Annotated in this window: 22 protein-coding genes; 3 read left to right on the top strand and 19 right to left on the bottom strand. The window is 43.9% G+C overall.

All coding sequences use genetic code 11. From position 1 onward, the window contains the following. Positions 1-18 precede the first annotated feature (18 nt). The 4 genes from GKZ87_01605 to GKZ87_01590 all read right to left on the bottom strand — a co-directional run bounded on the left by GKZ87_01605 (position 19) and on the right by GKZ87_01590 (position 4,671). Complete coding sequence (locus GKZ87_01605; protein ID QSI24289.1) at positions 19-510, bottom strand: PTS sugar transporter; 492 nt, start codon at positions 508-510, stop codon at positions 19-21. Positions 511-522: 12 nt separating this feature from the next. Continuing rightward, positions 523-930: a PTS mannose transporter subunit IIA gene (locus GKZ87_01600; GenBank protein QSI24288.1), complete on the bottom strand. Its 408-nt coding sequence runs from the start codon at positions 928-930 to the stop codon at positions 523-525. A gap of 105 nt (positions 931-1,035) precedes the next feature. Then, the gene (locus GKZ87_01595; GenBank protein ID QSI24287.1) at positions 1,036-3,804 is read right to left on the bottom strand and encodes a PRD domain-containing protein; all 2,769 of its coding nucleotides are present in this window, start codon (positions 3,802-3,804) and stop codon (positions 1,036-1,038) included. Positions 3,805-4,032: 228 nt separating this feature from the next. Further along, positions 4,033-4,671, bottom strand: a complete 639-nt coding sequence (locus tag GKZ87_01590; GenBank protein ID QSI27847.1) for a hypothetical protein — start codon at positions 4,669-4,671, stop codon at positions 4,033-4,035. A 396-nt stretch (positions 4,672-5,067) separates the two neighbouring features. On the opposite strand from GKZ87_01590, the gene GKZ87_01585 reads away from it, so the two are divergent. Together GKZ87_01585 and GKZ87_01580 are read left to right on the top strand one after the other, a co-directional pair. After that, the gene (locus tag GKZ87_01585) at positions 5,068-7,767 is read left to right on the top strand and encodes a hypothetical protein (protein QSI24286.1); all 2,700 of its coding nucleotides are present in this window, start codon (positions 5,068-5,070) and stop codon (positions 7,765-7,767) included. Further along, on the top strand, positions 7,760-10,969 hold the full coding sequence (locus GKZ87_01580; GenBank protein QSI24285.1) for an AAA family ATPase: 3,210 nt from the start codon (positions 7,760-7,762) through the stop codon (positions 10,967-10,969). Before GKZ87_01585 ends, GKZ87_01580 begins: the two co-directional genes overlap by 8 nt. A 274-nt stretch (positions 10,970-11,243) precedes the next feature. On the opposite strand, the gene GKZ87_01575 is transcribed toward GKZ87_01580, so the two are convergent. The 14 genes from GKZ87_01575 to gnd all read right to left on the bottom strand — a co-directional run bounded on the left by GKZ87_01575 (position 11,244) and on the right by gnd (position 21,644). After that, positions 11,244-11,579, bottom strand: a complete 336-nt coding sequence (locus GKZ87_01575) for a hypothetical protein (protein ID QSI24284.1) — start codon at positions 11,577-11,579, stop codon at positions 11,244-11,246. Positions 11,580-11,781: 202 nt separating this feature from the next. Next, entirely contained in the window at positions 11,782-12,099 is a 318-nt protein-coding gene (locus tag GKZ87_01570) for a hypothetical protein (GenBank protein QSI24283.1), read from the bottom strand. Between the two features lie 68 nt (positions 12,100-12,167). Further along, complete coding sequence (locus GKZ87_01565; GenBank protein ID QSI24282.1) at positions 12,168-12,941, bottom strand: hypothetical protein; 774 nt, start codon at positions 12,939-12,941, stop codon at positions 12,168-12,170. A gap of 460 nt (positions 12,942-13,401) precedes the next feature. After that, positions 13,402-13,959 (bottom strand): beta-glucosidase, encoded by a 558-nt coding sequence (locus GKZ87_01560; protein ID QSI24281.1) that lies wholly within the window; start codon positions 13,957-13,959, stop codon positions 13,402-13,404. A 174-nt stretch (positions 13,960-14,133) separates the two neighbouring features. Then, on the bottom strand, positions 14,134-14,754 hold the full coding sequence (locus GKZ87_01555; GenBank protein ID QSI24280.1) for a cytidylate kinase-like family protein: 621 nt from the start codon (positions 14,752-14,754) through the stop codon (positions 14,134-14,136). 110 nt (positions 14,755-14,864) lie between these two features. Beyond that, the gene (locus GKZ87_01550) at positions 14,865-15,782 is read right to left on the bottom strand and encodes a hypothetical protein (protein ID QSI24279.1); all 918 of its coding nucleotides are present in this window, start codon (positions 15,780-15,782) and stop codon (positions 14,865-14,867) included. A gap of 11 nt (positions 15,783-15,793) precedes the next feature. After that, positions 15,794-16,459, bottom strand: coding sequence for an HAD-IA family hydrolase (locus GKZ87_01545; protein ID QSI24278.1), 666 nt, complete (start codon positions 16,457-16,459; stop codon positions 15,794-15,796). After that, complete coding sequence (eda, locus tag GKZ87_01540; protein ID QSI24277.1) at positions 16,443-17,093, bottom strand: bifunctional 4-hydroxy-2-oxoglutarate aldolase/2-dehydro-3-deoxy-phosphogluconate aldolase; 651 nt, start codon at positions 17,091-17,093, stop codon at positions 16,443-16,445. The genes GKZ87_01545 and eda overlap by 17 nt, the downstream gene beginning before the upstream one ends. Before the next feature lie 36 nt (positions 17,094-17,129). Continuing rightward, entirely contained in the window at positions 17,130-18,059 is a 930-nt protein-coding gene (locus tag GKZ87_01535; GenBank protein ID QSI24276.1) for a hydroxyacid dehydrogenase, read from the bottom strand. Next, on the bottom strand, positions 18,059-18,490 hold the full coding sequence (locus GKZ87_01530; GenBank protein QSI24275.1) for a PTS sugar transporter subunit IIA: 432 nt from the start codon (positions 18,488-18,490) through the stop codon (positions 18,059-18,061). Before GKZ87_01530 ends, GKZ87_01535 begins: the two co-directional genes overlap by 1 nt. After that, the gene (locus GKZ87_01525) at positions 18,490-18,993 is read right to left on the bottom strand and encodes a PTS mannose/fructose/sorbose transporter subunit IIB (GenBank protein ID QSI24274.1); all 504 of its coding nucleotides are present in this window, start codon (positions 18,991-18,993) and stop codon (positions 18,490-18,492) included. Before GKZ87_01525 ends, GKZ87_01530 begins: the two co-directional genes overlap by 1 nt. Positions 18,994-19,013: 20 nt before the next feature. After that, a complete protein-coding gene (locus GKZ87_01520) occupies positions 19,014-19,874 on the bottom strand; it encodes a PTS system mannose/fructose/sorbose family transporter subunit IID (protein ID QSI24273.1) in 861 nt (286 codons plus the stop codon). A gap of 29 nt (positions 19,875-19,903) precedes the next feature. After that, the gene (locus tag GKZ87_01515; GenBank protein QSI24272.1) at positions 19,904-20,725 is read right to left on the bottom strand and encodes a PTS sugar transporter subunit IIC; all 822 of its coding nucleotides are present in this window, start codon (positions 20,723-20,725) and stop codon (positions 19,904-19,906) included. A gap of 25 nt (positions 20,726-20,750) precedes the next feature. Further along, positions 20,751-21,644 (bottom strand): decarboxylating 6-phosphogluconate dehydrogenase, encoded by an 894-nt coding sequence (gene gnd, locus GKZ87_01510; GenBank protein QSI24271.1) that lies wholly within the window; start codon positions 21,642-21,644, stop codon positions 20,751-20,753. Between the two features lie 407 nt (positions 21,645-22,051). On the opposite strand from gnd, the gene GKZ87_01505 reads away from it, so the two are divergent. Beyond that, a complete protein-coding gene (locus tag GKZ87_01505; GenBank protein QSI24270.1) occupies positions 22,052-22,897 on the top strand; it encodes an SIS domain-containing protein in 846 nt (281 codons plus the stop codon). 192 nt (positions 22,898-23,089) lie between these two features. Here the strand turns inward: GKZ87_01505 and mnmG are convergent, their stop codons facing one another. Continuing rightward, positions 23,090-24,946, bottom strand: coding sequence for a tRNA uridine-5-carboxymethylaminomethyl(34) synthesis enzyme MnmG (gene mnmG, locus GKZ87_01500; protein QSI24269.1), 1,857 nt, complete (start codon positions 24,944-24,946; stop codon positions 23,090-23,092). Position 24,947 lies beyond the last annotated feature (1 nt).

The following is a 24,947-nucleotide window of genomic DNA, read 5'->3' as shown; positions in this document are numbered from 1 at the left end:
ATCCTCTCCTCTCTTTCTTTAAAATTCCAGATTTTCTATGACCTTATTGATTTCATACTTCTGCTGACTTGGCACGACATGTATATATACCTCACACCCCTCATTTTGTATTTCCTTTAACAGTGTGGCATCCTTTGCATCAAAGGAGATTCCACTTGGCGTATTTACGCGTCCGTTGCCGCCTCCCAGACCACCGATCTGCAATGCTTTCATCGGAAATCCTCTTTTCTGCATACTTCGTGCATCCTCTACGGATTTAAACAGCATCAATACATTTCCTTCCCCAAACTGATTTTTCTCCCATTTTGTAATCGCCTTGTCTATGGTGAAAATACTTACGCGTACATCGGAAGGTGCCGCCATTTTATATACACTCCCTAAAAATTCATCCTGCGCCAATGCGTCATTTACAATAATGATTCGATCAGCGTTTGCCTGCTTTACCCATTTTGTGACCACCTGACCATGGATCAGACGAAAATCTATGCGAATCAAACGAATCTCTGCCATCGTACATTCCTCCTATCGTTCGCTCAGCAGCTTTACAACATCCTTTCCACTATCCTTTAAAGTGGAAAGTCCTACAGATTTCAATTCATCAATAGGATAGTTCCCTTTCTGTGATGTAACCTCGATATACATAGCCAGATTCAATCCCGATAGTATCTGCATATCATAGGTTTTTGACAGAATTGCACACGTCGTACACGGTGTTCCTCCAAACAAGTCTACCAGGCACAGCACCTTACCACCCTGCAGCTTCTCCAGTTGCTGCTCCAGCATGGAACGGTAATCCTCCGGCGGCATACCGGGAAGCAGGGAAAACGAGAATACATTCTCTGTCTCACCAGCAATCATCTCAGCGGATTTAATCAATTCTTCTCCGAATCTTCCATGTGTACAGACGAAGACCCATACATTATCCTCCATACATTTCTCCTTTCTTATAACCTTCACTAATCCTGTAGCAATTCCCGTGCCAAAATAAAAAAGTGCCTGTTTATCAGCACTTTTCCTGTTCTTTCAGCTTGTGTGTTATTCTGTGTCAAAGTTATCCATAATATAGGCCACTTCTGTGTCACTGATACGAATCTGAAACTCCCGCTCAATGATTTTCATAGCGGTACGAACCAGGTGATACAGCTTTTCATTACGCTTAATACGCTTTTCACAATCCGTATAATCCATATCTGCCCCCCGAATACAGCGCTCAATCATACACCCTGTATGCATCATATAGCCAATTAGAATCCGGTTGTAATCCTCGATATCCCACATCTTGGATATGACCTGGAAAGACTTGCGAATTACATCATCCGCCTTTACCGGATCCAGAAAAACCAGTGACTCCTTCAAGAAGTTATTCATAACGATATTGGAGGAAACCGGTTCACTGTCCTCCACACCGACAGCCGTGGATATGATCTGTGCAATCGTCGCCAGACCATCCTCTAAAATAATTTTGTCACTTGATATATACAGCGTATCCTCCAGGTACAGATCTCTGGCTCCTACGACAGCAAGGATGCGTTTGTTTTCCAGATGCTTGTCCTGAAAGGATTCCGTATTACACGGCACAATATCAATATGGTATTCATCAATGGCAGGAATCGCAGAACGGATCAGCTCTCCCAGCTTCACCGCAGCCCCTTCCCCGCTTAAACAGGTTGTTACGATAACATACTGATGCAATGCCTTCTGCTTGATTTCCTTAGAATACAGCTTGCCGATATACGGTGTATAGCTTCTAAGCTCACGATACAAATCCTCCAGCGTATACTCACTCAGCATGGTTTTTCGCAATGCCTCCAGCACAAACGGGGTGGATATCATATCAATCGTCTTCGTCGGGATGCCGGTTTTCTGTGTGATAATTTCACCAAAGGACAACAGCGATCCCATATCAACGAGAATCAGTACACCCTTTCCCTCATCAATTTCCTTTACCTTGCGGGTTACCGTATCCAGAAAATCATCAACACTCTGATGCAGACTCATATCCAGCGCATGTCCATGCCGCGTATCCAGCAGGGCATTGGCAACATCCACCATATTGCGTGCCACCCCGTTACCATGTGCCAGCGCAAGAAGCGCAATGGCTCCGTTTACCTGCGGTTTGTCCTTTTCTATACACAGAAACATCGTGAAAAAGACGATTTCCTGCGGTGGAAACGTGATTTCCAGTTCCTTCTGAAGAAAGCTCATGATATCCATCGCCACATGGTACTCATTCGGATTTTCACTCAATACATCGTATACATTCGGATTCAGCTCATGCTCCTTGCGTTTATTTTCCAGCAGTGCGGAAATATGCAGGGCCATTGCAGTATACACCTTTTTGGAAATTGGGTAACCAAGCCTTTGCTGGGCGAGCTGCAATGCGACCTCCACTGCATGATACACATGAATCGGAACGATTTTATACAGCATCGCTTCACTTCCCGACTCTTCAATCTGATTGCTCAATGTCTTTATGTAGGTTTCTATATAGGTACGCATATGGTGATTGATTTTTGTATTATCGTACCCCTTTGCCTCATAATCCTGAAAACGGCGGTTCATTTCCTCATAGATGTTCAAAAATTCTCCATCATAGCGCTCCAGCTTTGTCTCCTGATCATACACAAATACATCCTGATCATGCATGGTCAGGAAATCATCCACTTCCTTCTGTTTGCCGGAATTCAAAAGTCCATGGTAAATATGCTCCTGCAGCAGAGACAGCGTAATGCGAATTACTTCATCCTGTCGTGAGATATGCTCTAAAAAACCATTTGCACAAAGCAGACGAATATCCGCTTTCAGCTGACCGATATTTCCTTTACAGTCATAGGAAAGCAGGGCACGCATGACCTTCGCCTTTACATGGATTGGTATTTTTACCTGATTGTATTCCTGCCTGAAAAATTTTTCAATCAGCTCGTAACGTTCTTCAATCGAGCGATCCTCCAGAGAAGGCATGGTTATTGTCATTGGTATTCTGCGCAGGAAGGTCTGCAGCAAACTGGATTCCAGATTTTCCGTTGTTGCGGCTATGATGAGCACCCTTGCATCCTTGCTTGTCTCATTGGCTCCCAGCTTACGGTATTCTCCCTTATCCAGCAGCATGAACAGCATTTCCTGTCCCTCCGGAGGCAGGCGATGAATTTCATCGAGAAACAGAACTCCATTCTGTGCTTTTTCCACAAGTCCCTCATTTTCCCGCTCCGCTCCGGTATAAGCACCCTTGACATAACCAAACAGCTGTCCCAGCAAAAGCTGCGGATTGTCCGCATATTCGGCACAGTTAAATATGACAAACGGTGCTGTCTTATTCAATACGCCATGATCCTTTGCATACTGGTACATGATTTCCGCAAACATTGTCTTACCGGCTCCTGTCGGGCCTACCAGTAAGGTATGCAGACCAAACGGTGGATAGATCATCGCAGCCTTCGCTTTGTTTATCATCGTCTTTAGACTTTTATCGCTTCCAATCAGCTTGTCAAAATCATTTTCTGTATCCTGCCTGTGCCCCTGCAGAAAATCCTGCAGGGATGGTACAGTGCAGGTGTCCAGCGGATGTGCCAGCAATTCCTCCATTCGTTCCCTATCAAAATAATAGACAGGCCGCCCGGTAATTTTGATGACTGCATCCTCCTGAAAAAGCTGATTCAGTTCTTTACTTACATTTGCCCGATCCATCCCCATGAATTCGGATAGCTGCTGTGCACTGACCCCCTCATAGCCTTCCTGTATAGAAGAAAAACTGATGTCTGCACAGATTTGCTTCAATGTGTCTGCTACCCTGGATTTTCTCCGCATGCTTTCACCTCTTATTTCTGATACGTGTTCAATGCGATTATAAGTTATATGTATTTGAATGTCAAAATGTCTGTGTGAATTTCCTTAATTTTACATTACATAGGTACATTACAGAAGGAGCTATAATTTCCTTGCATACCATTTGAAATCCCGATATCATGGAGATACATAGAGCTAATTATAATATAAATAAAAAACCATGTGCGGTAAGTCGCATATGGTTCTATCTTACTCCTTCCTATCCTCTTTTGGCAATAGATATTGTACCCGTACGGATTTCTTTGCCTCCTGCCCCTGTGCATCCTTCACACGAAGCTGATAGATCACTGTTTTTGCTTCTGTTGGTAGCTCCATATCCCAGCCTGTAATCGAAGTACTTATATCATTTCCAGATGAATCAACAGCCGTTACACCGGCATATTCAATTACCTCCTGCATAGTGGAATCCGTCTCAATCACAAACTGAAAATCCTCATGCGCTGCCTTCATGAGCGGCTTTGCATTCTCTACAACCTTTATAGCAAAGGTAACACGCTCTTTATGTAACGAAGCAGATGCCTGATAGGTACCCGGCGTTGTCATATCAACTGCCGATAAATCAAGCTTCACAGCTTTCAAAGCATCCGTATCCGCATTCACATAGGTTTCCGCCTTCTGGCTCAGCTTACTATTAAGCTCCAGCACAAAGGTTTCCTTTTTCGCGGTTATCGCATTGATTGGCGCACTATCCTCAACCTGAGATACATATGTCTCCGCCTTTACAAACCGCTGCTTCAAAAGACCGGCCGCAAGAACGATCACAATGATGAGGATCCCCGCCGCAAGCACTGCCTTTTCTTCTTTTTTGAATTGAAAATATTTCTTCATTTCATCACCTGTCCCAACTATTCGACGCTTGTATTTTACCATATCATACCTTTTATTAAAATGCCTAAAAATACAATTTCAGCCTTTATTTATCAGCTTTTTCACCATTTGGTCTGAGAAGGTAGGTTTACGGGATGTAGCATTTGTATCCTGCAGGCAATGTCCTTCCCGCAACCATTTCATTTGTAATTTTCCCAGTCTCCTATTATAATCATACTACTTGTACATCAGCTTCCAACACCTAATAAATGACCACCTGTATATATGCAGGGTGATCCTTTCCCATATTTATACAGACAGATTTTCGTCGATGTTCTGCAGGCAATATGGTATGATTATACCAGATTCCATATAATGAATATAAAGTATCAAAAGTATATACACGGGAGGTATCATATGACATTCTTACAAGAACTAAAACCGGGAACAACCTTGCTTGCCCCTTCCTATCTGCATGCTTCCATACGTGAAGAGCTGTTAAAAACACGCAGCGGTATGCTTGGTCTGAAGCTGAACACCCTGCAGGGATGGCTGCAGCAGCAAACAGCTTCAACGGTACTGCCTAAGCATACGGCCCTATATCTGTATAAGGAACGTATACAAACGATCCTTCCAGATTTAAAAATTTATCAGGATGTGGCAGATTCTCCAGTCTTTCTAAACGAATGCAGAGGATTTCTGGATTCGCTGTGCTTCTGGAAGATACCTCTGCACGAGCTGCCGCAAAGCAGTGAGGCACAAAAAGAGCTATTTACAATTCTCACACAGCTTTCTGATATTGCAGTACCCTCTACTCAGATGCATGCAGCACTCAAAAACATCCGGAAGCATGCTTTAAAGGAGCTTTACATTCTGGACGTCTGCCATACCCTGGAGGAGGAACAGCTCATACAGCAGCTTGTTCAACAGGGGGCACACCGTATAAAGCCTGCAACATATGAACCAACAGTTTCCTTTTTTCATGCAGTCAACAAGCGGCAGGAAATTGAAGCCTGCGCCCAGTACATCATCGACCATGATCTGGATGCGGACACACTGCATATCACTCTGGCTAATACATCCTATAAACCAATACTTGCACAGATATTTCAGCGTTATCATATCCCCTACACCCTCCTGCAGGATTCCCGCTCCAGCATCATTCCGCACCGTTTTTCCGCTCTTTTTTCCTATTATTTAAAACCGGACACAGATTCCCTGCGCAATGTCCTGGACTGTGGAGTTTTCCACATAGAGCAGCTGCAAAAGCTGAAGGATTATCTCGATGTATTCTCCTGTGATATCAAGGAACCCTTTGACCACCTGCAAGGCATTACAGAGCAGGGACATATTCTGGATACAGTTGAGCTTACAAAGCTGCAGAAGCTGGAGGAGGATGCAGAACAGGTACGCAGACAGGTAAAGGAGCTAACAGATCCGCTAACACAGCCGGATTCCCTGCCTGCGCTGATACAAACCGTTTCTACCTACGTAAGAGAATCCATCGCACAGGATGGTTCGGATACCAATATTCTTCTGCACATTGAAACAATGCTGAAGGAACTCTATCCTTATATAAATAAGAAAGAGGATATCACCTTCTTTCTGTACTTTCTCGATGATATCTCACAAAGCAGTGCACCAAGCCAGCGAAAGGGTGTTATCGTATCCGATTTGCGGCAAGCTCCCTTCTGCAGAGAGCACCAGTTTCTTCTTGGCTGTACACAAAAGGACTATCCTGCTTTTCAAACGAAAAAAGGGATTTTTGACGAAAATTATCATGCATTTATCAGCACGTATCCTACCATGGAACAGCGCTACCAGTTTTATCTGGAACAGATATCTGCACAGCTGTATGCCGCCCCTCATATTTACGTTTCCTATCCGCTAGGAACCTATGAGGGAAAAGGAATGGAGGCTGCACTGGAAATAGAGGAATTTGTAAGAAAGCTGCTGCATGATCCAAAAGCAAAATCCAGCCCCTATCCGCTGTATGGAAGCTATGAACCAGTTTCTACCAACATAACGCTGTCACCTGCTATGGCAGAAGCTTTGTTTGTGAGAGACGGCAATATTCACGGCTCCATATCTGCTCTGGAACGTTACGTAAAGTGTCCCTTCTCCTATTTTCTGCGCTATGGCCTGTCCCTGCGCGAACCGATGAAGGTCGGTTTCCCTGACTCCTATGCCGGTACGCTGTCCCATTATCTTCTGGAAACATTTACCGAGGAATACGGCAAGGAATATACAAGGGTTGCAGAGGAAAAAATTGAGGAAATCCTCATGAAGGAGATTACGGTTATGCAGGATGTATTTCCTTCTCTGGAGAAAAAGCTGGAAAATGTCGCACAGCGTATTCTGACATCTATGACACAGACATTATCACTCTTAGATGAATATGAGCAGCATTCCCTGCTGTCCCCTTATCAAAGCGAAAAGGAATTTCATTATCAGATACCGTTAAACGAGAAGGTTAATCTGGCATTAAAGGGCTATATCGACCGCATTGATACATCCGATGAATTTCTGTGTATTCTCGATTACAAAAGCTCTGCTAAGACGCTATCCCAGACCAATGTATTCGCAGCCCTGCAATTACAGCTGCTGACCTATGCCATCGTCTGTAGTAAAGAGTTTCAAAAACGTGTTTTGGGCGCCTTCTATGTATCATTAAAAAATGAAAATATTCCGTATACCGCAGGAAAGCTGTCCCGGCGCAAGCCGGTAACCCATATGCCTTCCAGCAAGGAGGAATATGAGGAGGTACGCTATAAGTCACACCGCTTAAACGGATGGGTAATGGATCATGAAATTCAGGCACTGGATGACAATGGCACGCATATCGTTGGTGTCACACAAAATAAGGAAGGTGCTGTAAAGGCCCGCAAGCTGTATGAGCTTTCCAGCATAGAACGCTATTTTACACAGATGTATCAGCTCATCGGTAACAGGATACTGAACGGTGACATTCGCTGTATGCCGATGGAAGAAGCCTGCATGTTTTGCAGCTATTACGAAATATGCCGCTTTAAAGGCATATATGCAGAAAAAACACAGCTGGTAGAGGTAGAGGATGATATCTACCAGCAAGCGAAAGGAAGTGATGAGGATGCCTGAATGGAATCCCATGCAGTTAAAGGCAATTCAGACAAAGGAGCGCAATATCCTGGTTTCCGCATCCGCCGGTAGTGGAAAGACAACGGTACTGATTGCCCGCCTCATGGATCTGGTTATGAAGGATCATGTTTCCATTGACTCCATTCTTGCCATGACCTTTACGGAGGCTGCTGCCAATGAAATGAAAAAGCGTCTTGCTACTGAGCTGCAAAGTGCTATGCTTACCGCACAGACAGAGGATGAAAAGGCATATATCACACGCCAGCTGACGAGTATTCAAACAGCACATATATCAACGATTCACTCCTTCTGTCTTTCCATTATTCAGGAATATTATTATATTCTTGGACTGGACCCCCAGCGTATCAAAAGCATTATGGATAATGGAACCATGGTTCTGTTTCAGCAGCAGGCACTGGAGGAAGCCTTCGCAAAACAATACCAGCTGCAGGATCCCGTCTTTTTACAGCTGTGTCAAATGTTTTCGGCCAGAGCGGAGAACGATGATGCACTACGCTCTATGATTATGAATCTGGCTGTATTAGCTTCCAGCAAATCCAATCCAAACGAGTGGCTGGATTCTCTGGCAGAGAATTACCGTGATAAGAAGCTGCTGGAGGAGTTGCCAAAGGAAGTCTATGAAAATTTCTTTGAATATCTCCATGTGGAAGCATCACGCTATGAGGAAACACTTACCCGAATAGATGAGCTATACCGTCTGAAATATGACGATCAGGTAAAAAAGCATGCCATTGTGGAACAGAAGCTATTGGCTGTAAAGGATTTGAAGGATGCATTGCAGCAGCAGGATTATCAGGCATACCGCACTGCCTTTCTCGCCATCGTACATGCCGTAGTACCGCCCAGTCCGGATAAAGAGGACAAGGAATATGCGCGTCTGCGCAAAGGTCTGCTGGGATTGGAGGATGCACAGCTGGATATCCTGTTCAGTGAGGATGAATTTATGCGGGATATCCGCTATCTGTATCCGTATGTGAAAAAGCTGGTGGAAATGTGCCAGGATTACCGCAGTGTCTATGCCCGTACAAAGGAGGAGCATAAGGTCATAGATTTTGATGATATGGAGCATTTCGCTCTGGAGATACTACAGGCAAAGGGCGGTCAGGTTGCCGATCTATACCGTGATAAATTTGTGGAAATCATGGTTGATGAATTTCAGGACAGCAACGATGTGCAAAATCAGCTTGTTATGCTGATCTGCAGAAAGAATAATGTATTTCGTGTCGGTGATATCAAGCAGTCTATATATGGCTTCCGCCATGCCAAGCCAGCCTTGATGAAAGGACTGATTGATCATCGCGGTGTTTATGATGAGGTCATTTATCTGTCCAACAATTACCGTTCCAAGAAAATGATTGTAGATTTCAATAATGATTTATTTAAGCAGCTGATGAACATCGACGGTTTTTCCTGCAGCTATGCGAAGGAGGACGATGTGGAAACTGGTGTTCCTGCCCAGCTGGAAGGAAATGTTCCAATCTGCTTCCATGCAGTATTCCATAATGAAATCAAGGAGGCAGAAGGACTGATCGTTTCTAAAAATGAGCTGAAGGCCAGCTATATCGCCAATCAGATTCTGGAAATCAGGGAACGGGAACAGCGGAAATGGAAGGACTTTGTCGTTCTTGTGCGCGGAAACGCCCGTAAGGATGATATGAAGAAGATATTTGATGAATTAAACATCCCATATTTTATTGATATAAAATACGGCTTCTATCAATCAAATGCCGTACAGGTGATTTTATCCGCAATGAAATGTATTCTTCATCCGCACGACGACATCAGCTTTACCGCAACTCTTCTTTCGCCACTGTTTCAGAAATCAACCATGGATCTGGCAGAAGCAAAGCTGCAGAAGGAAAAAGGACAGTCTTATTACTCCTGGTATTGTGAGCATCCGTTTCCAGGCTTTGAACAATTACAGGAATTCGTTCACCAAGGCAATAAGCTCCGTATCAGTGAGCTGATAAACCAGCTGTATGAGCTGAAGGATTACTACCGGCTCCATACGACAATTCAGGAAAAAACCAACCTGGATCTGTTGTTTGAAAAGGCTGTTCAATTTGAAGACCAGTACGCCACAGGCTTATCCTCATTCCTTTCCCAAATCGAACAGATCAAGGACGCACAGACAGCCGAAGCAATTCCCATCGGCAGTGAGGCAGATGTTGTTCGTGTTATGAGCATTCATCAGTCTAAAGGTCTTCAGTTTCCGGTAGTGTTCCTGTGGTCTACAGATAAACAAACGCCGATTGAATTTAAGGACTTCTGTATCAGTGATTCCGAGCTTGGTCTTGCTATGAAGGCGATGGATTTACCAAAGCGATACGTTCGAACTACAGTTGCGAGAATTGCCATGGAGCATAAGAAAGACAAGGAAGAGCTGGAGGAAGAAATGCGGATTCTGTATGTGGCTACGACGCGTGCACAGACACAGATGCATATTGTGGATTGTATTCTGGATCTGGATACCTACCGCCATCCGCTGAGTATGTCAGGTGTCTACAACCGCAATGGCTACACCTCATGGATTCTGCAGACCTTCCTCTGTAACCCAAGCCCGCTTTTCACAATCAAGGAAGTGCACCGTTTATGGCAGAGTGAGGTACAGAGTGTGGAAAAAGCTGCATATCATCCTTTTAAGGTATATGAAAAGCCTTCCGGCACCATCGAGCTGGTAACTGCATCCGCACAGGAAACACGGGAATTGCCAGCCTTCACATTTGATGAAGCTACACAGGGAAGTATATATGGTACTATGATGCATAAAATGATTGAAAGACTCGCTACACCCCCTTGGAATCGTGATGATATTATAACTACCGCAGCTGATTTGAGCATGGATTTAAAGAAATGGGATATACAGACTCTTTTACAGCTGGGAAAGGATTCTGATTATTTGCAGGCATGCACAGGGAATGTACATCATGAAATGCCGTTCATGGTAAAGGATGAAGCGCAGATATTACACGGATACATGGATTTTGTGAGCTTTCAGGAAGAGAGCATCACGATCATAGATTTTAAAACAGACTCTTTAAACGACGATCAGGAATTCCGAAAGCGCTATAAGGGGCAACTGGCGATGTATAAAAAAGCAATGCAGATTTTATATCCAGACCATTCCGTTCAAACATATATTTATTCTCTGCATCTGCATAAAATGATTTTTATAAAATAGAAAATAGTCGAAATAATCAGAAATGATGAAATACTAACAGCATAAAAAGAATCCTACAACAAATAATTCAAAATAAACTACCTCATTGCTTGCAGCGAGGTAGTTTATTTATAAAAAGACTTTATATAATCTATAACTTGTTCAATAGTAAGCATTCAAAAAGCAAAGGACAGAATCCATGCCTGCAAACTGTACAGGTTCATGCTTCTGTCTTTTTTGTTATTTTGTGCATTTATGTGCAGAAAGATCATTTTAGGTATTATAAATTTGCCTTCTAATCATCACGCTTTATACATTCCATGCAAACATGATGCTTTTTCGTCCTGCTGTCATATGTGATACCTGCAAGCAGTATCTGTTCACAGTCCTTCACCTTCTGCAAATAGTTTTTTTCATGTATCTGTTTCAGTGCGGCCTGCGGTGAACTGTCTTTTTTTAATTCCAATATAATTGCCGGATCGCCTTCACGCTGCGGATGAAATATGAAGTCCGCATACCCTTTTCCTGTTTTTTCTTCACGTTCAATGCGATACGTATCTCTGGCATTCAGGTATACCAATGTTACTACACAGGAAAGACTGTCCTCATTGTTATATTGTAATAATGGTATTTCTACATCATGTGTTTCCTCTCATATTTGTTCCATGGCTGAGGTATTCATTTCCAGAGTTGCATCCAGCATTTCATCACTGCGAATTGCCATACGGTACACATATCCCATATTTTTCTTTTGCAGAGCCTGGGCAAACTTCAGCATAAGCTCTTTATTGGGTATACGTAAATAACCATGACACCATAGGCGGGCTTATAGCCTAGTACGTGAGAAATCCATACACCACCATTGCACTCAGTATGTCTGAACGGGTACGAAGCTGCATCCGTTCCGCTCCGTAGTATTCCTGAAACCGTATTCTTACCGCATTTCCAGCTACCATCTCTACGACATCATCACGCACTGCTTCCACATTATTGCTGATATACCAGCTGGTTTCATCCATCAACCCTGTTGCTGTCCAATAACTCTGACATAACCCATCGGACAAGGCATTGCTTACAGATCTGGGATTGTATATACTGTTTCCATAGTAATCACGATATCCATCACACCATGGGTGGGCAGCGCCTACCATTCTTTAATGCCATCGCCTGTACTTCAAGGCTTCCTTCAAAATGTACTTTGAAATTTAACATACCACCGCTATACCTCCGGTTCAACTGCAATAAACAGCTTGTCACGTTCAGCAACACCATAATTTTCCGTAAAGAAATCATACATTGTCCAATTATAATAAAAACGCTCTGCCGGATAAATTCCATAGCCATCCTGATTATGATCCGTTGTATCATAGGAATCTGCCACAATCAGCACGTCATCCTGTGTAGTTTCTGTTCCCATGGTATCGTAACCGATGATAACCTGCCAATGTCCGCCCCAGTCATTCCATGCTACCATAACAGGTATGCCTTTTTTCAGATAATCCTGAATCATGGAAAGACTGATTTTTTCATATTCACTTTCTTTGTAATCATACGTAGAATGAATTTTGAATCCGCCAACTCCTTCAAAAATCTGTATCATGGATTTCAGTGAGGTTGCTTCACTTTTCAGCTTATTGGTACGAAATTGCGCAAGCGTTTCCTCATTATACTCACCAAGCTTTCCATAGTATTGCAATACCATAAGCGCAGAATCTACACCGCAGCTCCATTCACTTGTCTGTTGAATCGTTTTGAATTTAGGAAGCAGTGTTAAGGTACTAGTTGATTTCATATTATAGAAATCAGGATGCTTAAAATATGGAGATTCCTTTTGATCACCATCACGCTCTACGCTATCCGCTCCGTCTTCTTTCGATAAATCAACTGCGTGTGTTATTTTCATTTCATCGCTGTAGTTTTCCTTCTGTTCTTCTTTCACACTGCAGCCAAAAAGCAGCAATACTGCCAGGCTTAACATAATTGTTTTTTTCATACCTTCTCATCCTTTCCGAGAAAAGGTACCTGCATATGCAAACATGCATATTGATCCTGTTATATCCGCTTACTGTTATATTTTCAATAAAATGTACGAGATATCTTGAGTCTATACGACAAATTCTGCCTTTACTACTCTTATTGATCTTACAAGCACCTATACTCATAAAACTGGCTTTTAACCAACAACAAGACTTTACAGTCACTATAATCGGCATTTGACCTGGCTGTCCGTATGGCCTTTTTTCTAGGGTCAAATGAATGCATACCGCATTCCATGCAATTAGGGTGGTGTAGCATAAAGGTTCTCAAGACATCCCTCCATTTCTTCTATGAGCGGAATTATAGCGGAAAGACTTCTCACTTACAATACTATATATAGGTATTCGCATATTTACAAACAGGTTTCACAAAATGTTTTCCATGTAAAAACAAAACAGCACTTTTTCAGCGCTGTCCTATAATATAAGCTCCTGCTGTACTCCGGCAGAACGTTTTGTTACATATTTTTTCAAAGCCTCCATGATGGAATAGATTATATTCTCCAGCACCCCCAGATCCATACTCTGTACAATTAACTGCAGCAGATAGTCTTCCTTTCCCGTATCGAGGTCATTATCAAACATCAGCAGCAGCATAGCCAGGATGTAATTTTCCTTTAGATACTCCTCATTTTCCAAATCCGGATCAACTGCCTGTAATATCATTGAGCGATTATCGCAATGCTCCATCCAGTCGCAGAATTCTCTGGATAATTCAATTTTTCCCTTGCGGTAATATAGACAGTCACCCTCCTGCCACAAAACAAAGCGGCTTGTAAAATCCTGAATCCTGTCAGTAAGCGGAAGACGCCAATCCTCATAGGGATCCAGCATACCGTTGTTATCCAGATCCTTAAAAGCAAAACCATCCTGTTCTATGATCTGTATTCCCAGATTGGGATCATAGCTCAGTGTTTTACCACCTTTATTTTCTATACATTCATGATTATGTTTGTGAGTCAATTTCCATTGCATAACAGAAACCTCCTTGTGTCTTTCTACCTGTAGTATAGCAACCCTGACGACGTATGTTGTCAAGCAATCTTGTGAAATTGTGGGTTTCGCTGTTCTTCACGAAATCTTCATAAATCACACAGAAAAAGAACATACAGTCCTTTCTACTATATGTTCTTTTTTTCAAATGATTCCTTATAATGCTTTTTTCTGTGCCAGCAGCTTGATGATTTCCACAGTACCGTCTATTCCAAAGGTAGAGGAATTGATGCTGATATCGTAATTTTCTGCACGCCCCCATTTACGGTCAGTGTAGTATTCATAGTAATTTGCTCTGCGCTTATCTATTTTCTTGATGCTTCCTTCAATATCACGCTCATCCACCTCATAGGAGTGAACTGCACGGCTTTTACGATCCTCCATATCCGCATGAATATATACATTCAATACATCCTTGCGATCACGCAGTACATAATCCGCACAGCGGCCGACAATTACACAAGGGCCGTCGTTTGCGACACCCTTGATAACCTCCTCCTGTACAAGATATAACCGGTCATTCAATGATAATTCTGTAATAGTTGATAACGGGCCGCCTAATGAATAACCCAAGGCACCCAGGAGTCGGAAACCCTTGCTTGTACGGGCATCGTCCTCTTCAAAAAGCTCTTTATCCATACCGCTTTCCTTGGCCGCAATCTCAATGAGCTCCTTGTCATAGAACGGTATTCCCAGCTGCTCGGCAATTTTCTTACCGATCTCACGTCCTCCACTTCCAAACTGTCTGCTGATGGTGATAATGGTCTTATTTTCCATAAAAATCGACCTCCTTGTTGTTACTTTTATTATACTATGTTACCTTCACAACATCAATGAATTGAAGGCCATTTTCTGAAAACACCACAAGCCGCAGTTTATTTTTTCAGTTATACATCGAAGCATTGCCGGATTAGCTCATGCAGAGCATCAGCTGTAGACATGATGTGCTCAATGGCTTGGTCATTCTTATCGTCACGTAGTATGACCGCGCTATTTTGAAATTCCCCTCTGGTCAACAGGATATCACCATATGGATCCATAGCCTTTCGTTTTTCATGCCATTCCATATCCGCTGATATACTGATTTCGTCCCTGCTGAAGCATTGCAGTCTTCCGGTATTTCCTATTGCATCCAGATAAACACGCTTTATGCTTTTACCGTTAAGATACGCATCCAGCATCTTTAATCCATACTCTGATCGCGTACCCTCATCAATCAAAGCGAAAGCGACATGCTCCTTTTCCTGTTCAGATAATTCGGATGCCAGGGCGAACAGTGTAATCAGACTGGAGGAATTGCGTACCATAGTATTTCCTGCAGCCATACCGCCCCGCATTTGCCGCACTATATAAAAACCGCTTAAACATACTAGCACCAGGACAGCTCCCCAGATACTCATAAAGCCATAGCGCTGCAGATTTGGTAATACGCCGCTGTATAAAAGAAACACGATCACAAGTATACACAGTAAGAACAGCAGCGTATGAAGAAGGAAATTCCCCTGCGTCCAGTTGGAAGCAAAAGCTTTTCGCTCCCTGGGAAAAAGCTGAAGCAGCGGTGTATCGTAATAAGTCACAAAAACAATCTCTGCATGGTTAAAATCACCTGCATACAGATTATACGTATGCATTGCTTCCCGCTTCATAATGGAAGCAGCAACACAGGTGATATCCACAGTGAAGCCAGCCTCCTCCAGCTGTTTCTGTGCAGCACGAAGAAAGGCTGTTTTCTGTTTCTCTGTATTTCGCTTTTTTAAAATAACACCATACCGCAGTATCAAGTCCTGAATGGTTTCCTTCTCCATCGCATGTCACCTCATTTATCCAGCTGCTTTAGCATGTCTCTTACGACTGACAGATTTTTTGCATATTGATAATGCGGGCATGTCTGCTCCACATCAGAAAAGCTGAGATCCGGAATCAGAACGGTGAATATACCCGCTGTAGCTGCAGCCTGCGCTCCGGTAAGTGAATCCTCAAAGGCGATTGCCTCCTGTGCTGAGCAATTTGCCTGCTTCAAAACATGAAGGTACAAATCCGGATATGGCTTCAGCTTCTCTACATCATCCGCAAATACCGGTATATCCAGATAAGAAAGCAATTCCAAATGTCCCAGTATCGCAACAGAACGTTTTTTCAGAGATGAAGTCGCCAGTCCTGTCTGATAACCGTATTCCTTCGCAGCCTGCAAAGCATCCAGCGCATAGGGCATAGCATGAAGGCTACCATCCTGCAGGCATTGATAAATATACTGTTCACGAGCCTTTCGAATGTTAGCTATCACAGCTTCCTCATGGCATACCTGCATCAGATATGCTCCGGTTTCATGAAAGCTTTTTCCAACCCAGCTTCGAACCACCGGTTCCGGAACAGCGATATGCAGTTTTTTCAAAGCATACAGCCATCCCTCCATATAGACCCGCTCCGTATCCACGAGCAAACCGTCCATATCAAATATTAGAAGCCTAGTTTTCGTGTTCATATGCATGAACGATGCTCACCAGCTTTTGCGCCTCCGCATACACAGCCTCAAAATCACCTGATGCCGCTCCTTTAGTCAGACTGCTTCCGGTTCCTACAGCGACTGCACCATGATCCAGCCATTCTCTCAGATTATCTGCGTTGACACCTCCGGTCGGCATGAAATCCGCCTGCGGGAGAGGCCCTTTTAATGCTTTGATTGCTTTTGGCCCGAAGGTATCTCCTGGAAACAGCTTAATTACCTCCGCTCCATAACGCAGACATTCCAGCGCGTCCTTCACGGTTGACGCTCCTGGAAAGCAGGGAATACGGTAGCTGTTACACAGCTTCATGATTTCAGTATCCAGATGCGGACAAACCACAAACTGCGCTCCCGCCGATATCGCCATACGTGCAGCTACGATATCCAGACAGGTTCCTGCTCCGATGATAATATCCTCACAGGATGCATAGCTACTCTGCAGATGCGCAATAATCTGTTCTGCCTGTGGTATTGTATATGTGATTTCCATGAAATGTATTCCTCCACGATACAGCGCATCTACAATTTTTGTGACCTCCTCCTCATTCTGTCCGCGAATGACGGCCACCAGCTTTTGCTTTTTCAATTCTGCCAGTAATGATGTTTTATCCATAAGCTCCTCCTTATCTGTTTCTATACATTATCCCGTTTACTGCTCAAGTGATTGAATCAGATTATCCACTGCCATCGTACTCATCGCATTGATAGCTCCCTGAGAGGAAGCAGCGGTATGGGAGCTGACAATCACATTCGGTAGTGTCAAAAGCAAAGAGCTCTCTAAAGGCTCCTGTTCAAATACATCCAGACCCAGACCATAGATTTTGTTCTCCTTTAAGAGGACATACAGATCATCCTCATCGATCAAACCGCCTCTTGCCGTATTGACGATAATCAAATTATTCTTCGCTTGTGCCAGATTATCCTTGTTCAGGATATGTCTTGTTTCTGCTGTTAATGGAAGATGCAAAGATATGAAATCACACTCCCGTATGATGGTGTCCACATCACTAAACGTTACATGATGTTCCTGTAAAAATGCATCATCACGTACAATATCATAGCCGTATATCTTCATATCAAATCCACTGGCACGCTTAACAACGCCTTTTCCTATAGCACCCAGACCAAGCACACCAATGGTTTTCCCATAAATATCCAGTGCCTCTTTCTTTGACCAGTCATTATGGTGACAGCCGCTGTCGATTTCCACAACACGGCGGGCAACGCACATCATCAGTGTCATGGCATAATCCGCTACAGCATTGGCATTCGCATTGACTGTCCGGCTTACTGTAATGCCCTTTTCTTTCGCATATGCACAGGCGATATTATCAACTCCAACACCGTACTTTGCGATTGCCTTTAATTTTACCGCATGTCTTAATACCGCCTCATTTACCGGATCCACACCGACAATCAGACCATCCATATCCCGCAATGCTTCCTGCATTTGCTGTTCGGTAAGAATAGTGCCATATGGATTGAAAACCGGTTCAATGCCATGTGCTCTCAATCTGGCAATCAATTCCTCCTTATTGTATTTCCCGAAGGAACGCGGTGTAATGAGCACCTTCTTCATCAGTAATCACCATCGCTTTCCTCATCCTGTACTGTAACAGGCTCACAGATGCCGTCTCTGCCTGCCTTTGACGCTATCTGCACAAGCTCCTCCAGTGTTGAGGATGCACGCAATGACACACTTTCCAACAGCATCGACAAATTCATTCCTGCCAGTATGCGCACTGCAATATCCTCGTGCTTCAACTGCATAGATGCATAACAGGATGCATTAAAGGGGGAAGCACCATACAGATCGACAAAGACAAGTACACCATCCCCGCTGTTTACGGAACGTATAGTCTTCATAAGCTTCGCACGGAAGTCTTCAAAATCTTCCCCCGCCTGTAAAGAGACAGCCTGCAGCTGTTCACAGTCTCCCATAATAAGCTTCATGCTGTCCAGCATCCCCTCCGCCATTTTTCCATGGCTGACAAGCAAGATCCCTACCATCAGGAATGCTCCTCAAACAGCTTTGCGGCTTCCTTCAGGGATACCCTGCGTGAGGATGGGATTGCCTGAAAATAGATATCTATATCATATTCGCTCTGCAATTCCTGCAGAAGCTTTAATTGTTCTTTATTGATTGCGACTTCCTTAATGATAGAAGTCAACCCCGGCTTTTGCGGAATACCGCCGAGGTTCAGCTCTCTGACAGGCACACCGCCCCGTATGATCTCCGCCATGACCTCAATGCTTTTGGTAAGCAGGATGACATGATAGTCATCATAAGCACGATCCTTCCAGTAACGCACTGCCCCATCCTCTTTTAAAACTCTTACCTTTAATCCGGTACGTGAGCCTGCCTGAAGAATGATATTTTTTGTGAACGGATCATGTGCCGCCGCATTATCCGCAACAAAGATTGCGGTTGCGCCTGCGGATTTTGACAGACCCGTCATAACCTGTCCGTGAATCAGTCTTGCGTCAACTCTTGCCAGAACTACCTTTCCCATAATGGTTCCTCCTTATCGAATTACAGAATGCCAATACCAGCTAAGATACCGAGAACTACGGTTAAGCCGATCAATGCTTTCGTGACGTTCAGTCCCTTCTTTGTGAAATAGAAATATACACAGCCTACAGTCAGAAGCGGCAGGATTCCAGGCATGACGCTATCGAGGATCTCCTGTATTACGAATTTCTTACCGGACAAAGTGAATGCCAGAGTAGATGATACCTTGACATAATTTGCCGCCAGAATTCCCATCATAAATAACCCCAGAATTGATAGTGCTTCAATGATGATCTGCATTCTTGTACCAACCACCTCATTGGCAGCCGTCCGTCCCAGCTTAAAGCCAAGCTGAGCAAAATAATAGCCGATGATGAGCTGATACAGGGAAAACATTATGAATGGAAACAGGGCACCGATGGCATTTCCCTGCTGTGCCCATGGCAGTGCGATCGCAATGAAGATATACTGAATGGTACCGGAATCAATGGAATCTCCAATACCTGCAAGGGCTCCCATCAAACCGGCCTTCGTATTATAAATCAAATCATCGTCAATCGTGACAGGAGTTTCCATGTACACCTCCTGTGCACGGGCTGCCTCCAGGGAAGCCATAATGCCGGTAATCGTTCCGCCTCCCCAGGATATCTGCGTATTAAAGAACAGCAAATGACGCTGATATGCCTCGGCTAAATCCTTCTTATCCTTGTACAGCTTTTTCAAAATCGGCATGAGCGCCCACATCAGTGACGGCGCTATATATTTATCAAAGGAATGCGGAATTTCATTTGCGAAATAAAATCGCAGCCATGCTAGACCGACATCCTTTTTTGTGATTTTCTCTGGTTCCAGATTTACGCTTTTCTGCAGCATTTCACTCATAACTGTATCCACCTTTCCATGTTTTCATATCAATAATCATCCTCTTCCTCATCCTCTGCCGCCGCAATTCCGGTAGCTGAGAACATGCTGACAGCCTCGGTTTTGGAAAGTACAAAGATAAAGGCGATGATGGTACCGATGATTGCATACGTAATCATTGTAATATTCAGACTCTTTAATACAACCGCCACAAAGTATGCGAGCAGGAAGAAGGCAATGTAATTCTTCTTTCCGATAACATAGATGGTAACGGCGATACCGATGGATGCCAGACCACCGCCGATGACCTCCAGAATATGGAAGATAATGCTGCCGGATGTGGATTGTACGATATCTGCGATTACCGGTGCACCATAGTAAAGAGATACAAACATGAATGGTACAAAGATGAGGAAGGCTACGAGAATCGGAATCAGAATGATGGATACCGTTAACATTTTATCATTGGCGCTCTTTGCGTATTTATCCGTAAATTTCTGCATGACAAAGGTGTTGACGAAAAAGCGAAACTGATAGAGATAGGATCCCAGAAGTCCTACAGGTACAGCAACAGCGATAGCTGCTTCCGGCTTCATGTCCCCAAGCAATGCAACCGGTACGGCGATAGCTGCAGCGATGGCCGGTTCTGAAGGCATCTGCCCTCCCGGTGAAAAGACGCCCATATAAATCAACTGAATGGCTGCGGTGATAATCATAGCTTCGCCAACACGGCCAAATACGATACCGACGATCAGACCAGTCATCATCGGGGTAAAGCGAAGTGTCGTTGTGGCTCCACCCAGGAATGAACGTGACATGACCAGACCGATCCAGATGGAAATTACTACTGCCTGTACAATCGTGATTTGCATTTTTCTGCCTCCTTGAATGTGTACATCATTGTGCGGTTTTATGACCGCCAAATCCCTTTCGCAGGGATGCGACTACCTTTCCGGTAAAGGTATCCTCATACATTGAGCGATACCGCATCATCAGTGCAGCTGCTATGACGGGCACAGCAACCTGACAACGCATTGCCTCCTCCACAGTCCACTGACCTTCACCGGATGCATACATAACACCCTTTACAGCTTCCAGATTCACATCATCCTGAAATGCCTCCTCTGCCAGCTCCATCAGCCAGCTGCGAATAACAGAGCCATGGTTCCACAGCTTAGCCACCTGTGCATTGTCATAAGGAAACGGGCCGTGCTGTAAAAGCTCAAAGCCTTCACCAATCGCCTCCATCATTCCATATTCTATGCCATTGTGCACCATTTTCAGATAATGTCCGCTGCCTGCTTCCCCGGTATACAGATAGCCCTGTTCCTGTGCTATGCATTGAAACAGCTTCTCAATCGTGTGAAAATGCTCCTCTTCACCTCCGATCATAAGGTTAGCACCCTGTCGTGCCCCCAGAACACCCCCTGAGGTTCCTGCATCATAGAAATGTATGTTTTTCTTTTTCAGAAATTCATAATTCCTGATGGAATCCTGATAAAACGAATTTCCCCCATCTATGACAAAATCCCCATGTGAGAGAACTTCGGATAGCCGCTTTATCATATCCTCTGTTGCAGCTCCGGCAGGTAGCATCAGCCAGATAATACGCGGGGCATGCAGTGCAGCTATCAGCTTCTGCAGGCTGTCTTTGACACAGATTCCTGCTTCTGCCGCTCTTGCTCTTGCGGCCTGCGAAACATCATAGCCATATACCTGAATCCCCTTGGAATGCATATTACAGGCTAGATTACTCCCCATCCTTCCAAGTCCAATGAAACCAGTTTCCATTTCTTCATCTCCTTCTTTGGTGAAGCTCTGACATGTCCGATAGCGCTTACACCATCTATTATAAAAATAATTTCCAATAAGTCAATAATATTTTGCAAATAATTTCCATTTTATGAAATGTTTATATACTGGCTAGATACTTGTAATCATTTTAATTCCAGCCTGAAGAGCATGCTGTTTAGCCTATTATATTCATGTTTATTACATATTATGTTAAAAATGAACTACATTTTATTTATCATTGCGTGAAAAAGAAAGTATTCTATAAATAAATATAGAGGAATTGTATTTTCATTCTATCAGTTTTAAATTAAAATTAATTTCCAAACTATGAAAATATTTTCCAATAAGCTATTCTTATCTATACATTTTCTGTTATAATATAACTAATAAAGCGGGGTGGCGTTATGAGTATGGAATTTGCAGGACGGGTAAAGGGACATTATTACGGTTTGAGTAAAACAGAAAAAAAAATTGCAGATTATCTGCTGGAACATGCGGCAGCTGCCAGACACTATTCCATTCAGGAGCTGGCTGGGGATATTGACGTTTCCATGTCTGCGATTTCCAGATTCACAAAAAAAATCGGATACAGCAATTATCAGGAAATGCGTTTGCAGCTAAGTGAGCCCTTCGATCATCAAAGCGAATCATTTTTTGCTACCCTTGATGAACATGGTACAACGATGAATATCGCAAAGGCTACCTTTCAAAGTGGAATCACTTCGCTTTCCTCAACGATGGCGATTCTGAATCAGGAATCTCTCGACAAGGCGATTCAGCTTCTCAGCAACGCTGAAACATGCGGACTGTTTGGTATGGGAGCATCCTCTGTCATCGTTCATAGTGCATACCAGCGCTTTCTGCGTACCTCTTTAAACTGTCAGTTCTCTCTGGATTATCATATGCAGCTTATGGTTGCCGGACGTCTCAGCGAACGGGATTGCGCATTGATCGTATCACATACCGGAAGAAACAAGGATGTACTCCGTATTGTCGATGTTCTGAAAGAAAATCATGTACCCATCATCGCCATCACCAGCAATGCCGCATCCCCATTGGCACGAAAAAGCGACATTTTCCTCTTTTCAATTTCAGAAGAAACCAAATTCCGGCCGGAGGCTATTTCCTCCAGTGTATCACAGCTCATGCTGATGGATACGCTGTTCACTCTGTATGCAATCAAAGTGGATAATGATCCGGAATATTTCAACCGGATTCGGAAAATCGTCAACACAACAAGAATGCCATAATCACCTTTGGATGTTCAGGAAATCTTTTATCTGCTGGCATTGTCTTATGAACGTAAAAAACAGCAGCTACGAAAAGGCTTTTATCTTGTCATAATAGGCCTCTTTATAGCTGCTGTTTTCTTTTCGTACTACATATCATAATCTATTTGCTAAGTAAAAACACAGGCTTTCTATCGTGTTTAGTTTTTAACTTTATGAGCGTTTCTGCTGTTCCATAAATACTGCAAGCACAGCAATATCAGCCGGATTTACACCGGAAATACGAGAAGCCTGTCCCATCGTCAGAGGCTGTATCTTATTCAGCTTCTGTCTTGCCTCCAGGGACAGATTCACAACCTGATCATAATCGAAATGCTCTGGCAGGCGCACCTGATCCATTGCACGCAGATGCTGGGCATCCCGTTTTGCTTTTTTGATATATCCCTCATAGCGTATTTCAATTTCCACCAGCTTTGCAATAGCAGTATCAATCCTACGACCCAGGTACGGCTGAAGCAGGTCTATCGTTACACCAGGTCGTTTTAAAAGCTCTGCGGCACTGATGCCTTCCTTTAACACATCCAGTGATAGCGTCTGCAACAGCTCATTCACAGTGGACTTCGGTGTAAAGCGGACACTGTCCAGGTAGGATATTGTTTCCTCAATATCCTTCATTTTATTCTCAAAGCGCGCAAAGCGCTCATCACTCAGTAAGCCAATCTCATGCCCGTATCTGCTAAGTCTCGCATCCGCATTATCATGGCGCAGCAGCAGACGGTATTCCGCACGGGAAGTAAGAAGACGATAAGGCTCTTTTGTTCCCTTTGTCACCAGGTCATCGATCATAACGCCAATATATGCCTCATCACGATGCAATATCAGCGGTTCCTTTTGATCCAGCTTACGTACGGCATTGATACCGGCAATCAGTCCCTGTGCTGCAGCCTCCTCATATCCGCTGGTTCCGTTGATCTGTCCTGCAGTATACAGATTTTCAATGATTTTATTTTCCAGTGTCGGCTTGCACTGCAGTGGATCGATGGCATCGTATTCTATTGCATAGGCATATTTCTCTATCACACAGTTTTCCAGTCCCGGCAAGGAATGCAGCATTTCCTCCTGGACATCATGTGGCATGGAGGTGGAAAAGCCCTGTACATAGGTTGTATCCAGTGACTCACTTTCCGGCTCCAGAAAAATCTGATGACGCTCTTTATCCGCAAACCGAACCAGCTTATCCTCAATACTTGGACAGTAGCGTGGACCAACCCCCTTTACCAGTCCGGAATACATGGCAGAGCGTTCCAGATTACGGTTTATGATGTCATGCGTCTTAGCTGTTGTATAGGTTAGATAACAGACAGCCTGTTTATCAAACGGCCGTATCTCTTTGGTATCCTGCGAAAAGCAGATAAACGCATCCGTTCCCGGCTGTATAGCTGTTTTAGTAAAATCAATAGATGATGTCAGTACACGCGCGGGTGTACCGGTTTTCAGGCGGAAGGTTTGAATACCCAGCTCACGCAGGCTCTGTGATAAATTTTCAGTAGTCGGTTCATCCTCCGGCCCGCTCAGGGTTGAAGTATGCCCTACCAGAATAGAGCTGCTCATAAAGGTTCCCGTCGTCACAATCAGGGCACGGCAATTCACTACCACGCCATCCTTTTGGCGAATACCGGTAACCCTACCATCCTCTGCTAGCACCTGTTCCACACACATCTCACGTACCTCCAGATGCGGTTGCTGTAAAACCTTCTGCTGCATATACTGCTTGTATGCCAGTTTATCCGATTGTACACGGAGACACTGAACACCCGGCCCCTTTGTCGTATTCAGCATTTTAAACTGCAAAGCCGTCGCATCGGCAGCTTTTCCCATTTCACCGCCAAGTGCGTCTATTTCTCTGACGACGATCCCCTTTGCAGGACCGCCGACACTCGGATTGCATGGCATAGACGCAATCATGTCGATATGCATAGAGTAGAGAATTGTCGTTTTCTTCAAACGTGCACAGGCCAGCGCAGCCTCCACCCCTGCATGACCTCCACCAATTACGATAACATCAACCATA

The organism is Erysipelotrichaceae bacterium 66202529 (assembly GCA_017161075.1).
Taxonomy (GTDB): domain Bacteria; phylum Bacillota_I; class Bacilli_A; order Erysipelotrichales; family Erysipelotrichaceae; genus Clostridium_AQ.
The sequence above is the reverse complement of the archived record's forward strand: the minus strand, read 5'-3'. Positions and strand labels throughout refer to the sequence as shown.

Bases quoted from the DNA above. Each gene is read 5' to 3' on its own strand.
- GKZ87_01550 (QSI24279.1), bottom strand. From the start codon at position 15,782: ATGGAGAAGGAAACCATTCAGGACTTGATACTGCGGTATGGTGTTATT.
- GKZ87_01560 (QSI24281.1), bottom strand. From the start codon at position 13,959: ATGCAATGGAAATTGACTCACAAACATAATCATGAATGTATAGAAAAT.
- GKZ87_01505 (QSI24270.1), top strand. From the start codon at position 22,052: ATGAGTATGGAATTTGCAGGACGGGTAAAGGGACATTATTACGGTTTG.
- gnd (QSI24271.1), bottom strand. From the start codon at position 21,644: ATGGAAACTGGTTTCATTGGACTTGGAAGGATGGGGAGTAATCTAGCC.
- GKZ87_01570 (QSI24283.1), bottom strand. From the start codon at position 12,099: ATGGTAGGCGCTGCCCACCCATGGTGTGATGGATATCGTGATTACTAT.
- GKZ87_01520 (QSI24273.1), bottom strand. From the start codon at position 19,874: ATGAGTGAAATGCTGCAGAAAAGCGTAAATCTGGAACCAGAGAAAATC.
- eda (QSI24277.1), bottom strand. From the start codon at position 17,093: ATGGATAAAACATCATTACTGGCAGAATTGAAAAAGCAAAAGCTGGTG.
- GKZ87_01590 (QSI27847.1), bottom strand. From the start codon at position 4,671: ATGAAGAAATATTTTCAATTCAAAAAAGAAGAAAAGGCAGTGCTTGCG.
- GKZ87_01595 (QSI24287.1), bottom strand. From the start codon at position 3,804: ATGCGGAGAAAATCCAGGGTAGCAGACACATTGAAGCAAATCTGTGCA.
- GKZ87_01545 (QSI24278.1), bottom strand. From the start codon at position 16,459: ATGAACACGAAAACTAGGCTTCTAATATTTGATATGGACGGTTTGCTC.
- GKZ87_01565 (QSI24282.1), bottom strand. From the start codon at position 12,941: ATGAAAAAAACAATTATGTTAAGCCTGGCAGTATTGCTGCTTTTTGGC.
- GKZ87_01555 (QSI24280.1), bottom strand. From the start codon at position 14,754: ATGGAAAATAAGACCATTATCACCATCAGCAGACAGTTTGGAAGTGGA.
- GKZ87_01525 (QSI24274.1), bottom strand. From the start codon at position 18,993: ATGGGAAAGGTAGTTCTGGCAAGAGTTGACGCAAGACTGATTCACGGA.
- mnmG (QSI24269.1), bottom strand. From the start codon at position 24,946: ATGGTTGATGTTATCGTAATTGGTGGAGGTCATGCAGGGGTGGAGGCT.
- GKZ87_01580 (QSI24285.1), top strand. From the start codon at position 7,760: ATGCCTGAATGGAATCCCATGCAGTTAAAGGCAATTCAGACAAAGGAG.
- GKZ87_01515 (QSI24272.1), bottom strand. From the start codon at position 20,725: ATGCAAATCACGATTGTACAGGCAGTAGTAATTTCCATCTGGATCGGT.
- GKZ87_01530 (QSI24275.1), bottom strand. From the start codon at position 18,490: ATGGTAGGGATCTTGCTTGTCAGCCATGGAAAAATGGCGGAGGGGATG.
- GKZ87_01605 (QSI24289.1), bottom strand. From the start codon at position 510: ATGGCAGAGATTCGTTTGATTCGCATAGATTTTCGTCTGATCCATGGT.
- GKZ87_01600 (QSI24288.1), bottom strand. From the start codon at position 930: ATGGAGGATAATGTATGGGTCTTCGTCTGTACACATGGAAGATTCGGA.
- GKZ87_01535 (QSI24276.1), bottom strand. From the start codon at position 18,059: ATGAAGAAGGTGCTCATTACACCGCGTTCCTTCGGGAAATACAATAAG.
- GKZ87_01585 (QSI24286.1), top strand. From the start codon at position 5,068: ATGACATTCTTACAAGAACTAAAACCGGGAACAACCTTGCTTGCCCCT.